The organism is Sphingopyxis sp. BSNA05 (assembly GCF_013265645.1).
GTDB lineage: Bacteria > Pseudomonadota > Alphaproteobacteria > Sphingomonadales > Sphingomonadaceae > Parasphingorhabdus.
The window spans coordinates 1-3,025 of the sequence record NZ_PYIA01000095.1 but is presented as its reverse complement, the minus strand read 5'-3'; the positions used below and the strand labels follow the sequence as shown (position 1 = coordinate 3,025).

3 protein-coding genes are annotated in these 3,025 nt (G+C 50.8%); all 3 read right to left on the bottom strand.

Annotated features, from left to right (window positions below; genetic code table 11):
- Nucleotides 1–1,261, bottom strand: a 1,261-nt coding sequence (locus tag C8024_RS10770; RefSeq protein ID WP_173204964.1) for an ATP-dependent endonuclease, incomplete at its 3' end; no start/stop codon positions are given.
- 4 nt (nt 1,262–1,265) lie between these two features.
- Entirely contained in the window at nt 1,266–2,318 is a 1,053-nt protein-coding gene (locus C8024_RS10765; protein ID WP_173204960.1) for a ribonucleotide-diphosphate reductase subunit beta, read from the bottom strand.
- Between the two features lie 210 nt (nt 2,319–2,528).
- On the bottom strand, nt 2,529–2,894 hold the full coding sequence (locus C8024_RS10760) for a membrane protease subunit (protein WP_173204967.1): 366 nt from the start codon (nt 2,892–2,894) through the stop codon (nt 2,529–2,531).
- Nucleotides 2,895–3,025: the final 131 nt, after the last annotated feature.

Below are 3,025 nucleotides of genomic sequence, written 5' to 3'. Positions count from 1 at the left end.
CACCACCGTAAAACATGATGCTATAGTGAATACCCTCAAGCAAAGCTGAGTTATTCTTTGCTATCCAATCATTTAGGTAAATCCTATCAGATGGCCCTTCCACCCATATTACACAATTAGATTGCAGGAGGTCACTAGCTTTGTAGCCCAAATTTCTGCATACGTTATACTTCTCTTGATTAGTCAAAAGAGGTGTAACTGTAGCACGATTATCGATTTGATCGACGTAGAAAACGGATGCCTTTTCAGCATCTATTATCGCATTCGAGTGAGTTGTAATGAAAAATTGACTGTTGTTTTGCCGGGAGAGAAACATCATAAGTTTCTTCTGAAGCGCAGGATGTAAATGCGTTTCCGGTTCTTCCAATAGAATAACTGAATTCTTATTGAGCACGATTTCGGCTGCTAGCATAAATACTTCATGGATGCCGGATCCTAAAGCTTCTAACGGAATATGCCTACCGTTCGCATTGACAATAATATGGGTCTTATTGCTCGCTATCTCTATTGATACTTCGTCGTCTTCCAAAAGCTCACGAACAAAACTTTCTAGATTCGCGAAATCCTCCTTCTTCTGCTGTTGGTCCCAATTTGGCCTTTCCAGTTCGCTAAGTTGGTCGATCAAATGACCATCCGCAGAGGCGATCGGGTATTCGCTTTCAAATTCGGCCAACCTTGTTGACACTAATCGAAACGTCTTGATGTAGTGCGGCTGGAGATTGAGTGCTGCAGCCTTAACTATTTCATTTCCAACCCCGGGATACCAGTGTTGCTCAAACGACCCTCCCGACGTTCCCGTTAGTGATGTCCACATCCTACTAACATCATGCTGCGCCATATCCGCCGCCGGAGGATATTTGCGGGACTCAAATTTTATTGGGCCATGGTCACGTGGGAAACTTATTGTTGCAACGAGATGCTCGTCATCATGCTTGAAATGATCAGTCACGCTTGCCCAGCTTGGATTCCATCTTCTGCCTTCACCACACAATCCTTCACCTGTGTCTGAATCAAATGGTAGCAGCCACTGGATGTAATCTGCCTTTCTGCCATTTTGTGGTAGGTCATTCGCCTTTAGGTCGATCCGGTCATTCGCATTTGGCACAACAGAAGGTGCTAGAACTGTAGCAATATAACGGAGGATATTAGATTTACCGGAATTGTTGGAACCGATAAAAATATTAATTTGAGAAAGAGGACTTATCCATTGCGGAGTACCATCGAAATTTCGAAAGCCTCCAATGGTAAAACCTTTTAACAAGCCCCTACTCCGCAGCAACCCCGGCTTCGGCAAACATATCCGGCCCGTCATCCGCGGCCACTTCGTCCTCGTTCGCGACCTTGCCCTTGCGCTGGTCGAAGCTTGACCAGACGTCGTTCCACTCGCCCTTGGTCGCGCCTTTTGAATATTCGGTGGCGCGGGCTTCGAAGAAATTGGCGTGTTCGACGCCGTTCAGGAGGGGCGCCAGCCATGGCAGCGGGTGGTCTTCGACCATGTAGATCGGCTGGAAGCCGAGCTGCCCCAGACGCCAGTCGGCGATATAGCGGATGTAGCGCTTGATTTCCTTGGCGGTCATGCCGGTGACCGGGCCGTCGCTGAACGCGAGGTCGATGAAGGCATCTTCCAGGCGGACGGTTTTCTGGCAGCAGTCGATAATATCTTCCTTGACCGACTTGGTCAGGCAGTCGCGTTCCTGCACGAAGGTGTGGAACATCTTGATGATGCCCTCGCAGTGCAGGCTTTCGTCGCGGACCGACCAGGAGACGATCTGGCCCATGCCCTTCATCTTGTTGAAGCGCGGGAAGTTCATCAGCATGGCGAAGCTGGCGAACAGCTGCAGCCCTTCGGTGAAGCCGCCGAACATCGCCAGCGTCTTGGCGATATCCTCGTCATTGTCGACGCCGAATGTGCCCATATAGTCGTGCTTGTCCTTCATCGCTTCATATTCGAGGAACATCGAATATTCGCTTTCCGGCATGCCGATCGTGTCGAGCAGATGCGAGTAAGCGGCGATATGGACGGTTTCCATGTTGCTGAACGCGGTCAGCATCATCTTGATTTCGGTCGGTTTGAACACCCGGCCATATTTGTCGTGATAGCAATCCTGCACCTCGACATCGGCCTGGGTGAAGAAGCGGAAGATTTGCGTGAGCAGATTGCGTTCGTGATCGGTCAGCTTCTGCGCCCAGTCGCGGCAATCCTCGCCGAGCGGCACTTCTTCCGGCATCCAGTGGATCTGCTGCTGCCGCTTCCAGAATTCATAGGCCCAGGGATATTCAAAGGGCTTGTAGGTTTTGCGTGCTTCCAGAAGTGACATGTTAACTCGTTCTCCGCTTTACTCGTCACCCCAGCGGCGGCTGGGGCCTAATCCAATCTTGTTTCATACAGCATATTTTGGTCTGGATCCCAGCCTTCGCTGGGATGACAATTGATGTGCTGCGCGCGCCTTTACTTTCAAAAACGGCCCCCTCCCGAAAGGAGCAAAAGGGAGGGGGCAGTGGGCAAAGTCTAATGTGTCAACTTTCCATCATTGACCTTGTCTAATTCTAGCGGATTCCGTGATCGGCAAACCGCTTTCGGTTGGAACATAAATCAAGGACGCGCGGGACGATTCCAGTGCCTGAATCTGCAAATATCGCAAATAGCCATCCGGACCACCCAAACTGTCCTGCAAAATTGCATTGGCCTTGGCCGCCCCTTCCGCCCGCAGAATTTCAGCAGCGGCCAGTTCTTTCGCGCTTTCCCGTCTTGCACGCGCTTCCAAAACCGCGACTTGCCGGGATGATTGCGCTTCAGCCAGGGAAGCTTCGCCCGCCAATCGCTGCGAATAGACGCGATATTGCGGATAAAATGCCATGATCAGAACGATCAGGATCACCATGATCCCGAACATCACCAGATATGCTCCTGCTCCTGCCCTCATTCTATTCGCTCGATCCTGATCCGCTGTGCTTTGATGCTACTGGCACGCCAGACATTCGTCATAATCCGTCGTCCCTGCGGTGGTCATCAGCTCGACCTTTT

Bases quoted from the DNA above. Each gene is read 5' to 3' on its own strand.
- C8024_RS10760 (WP_173204967.1), bottom strand. From the start codon at position 2,894: ATGTTCGGGATCATGGTGATCCTGATCGTTCTGATCATGGCATTTTAT.
- C8024_RS10765 (WP_173204960.1), bottom strand. From the start codon at position 2,318: ATGTCACTTCTGGAAGCACGCAAAACCTACAAGCCCTTTGAATATCCC.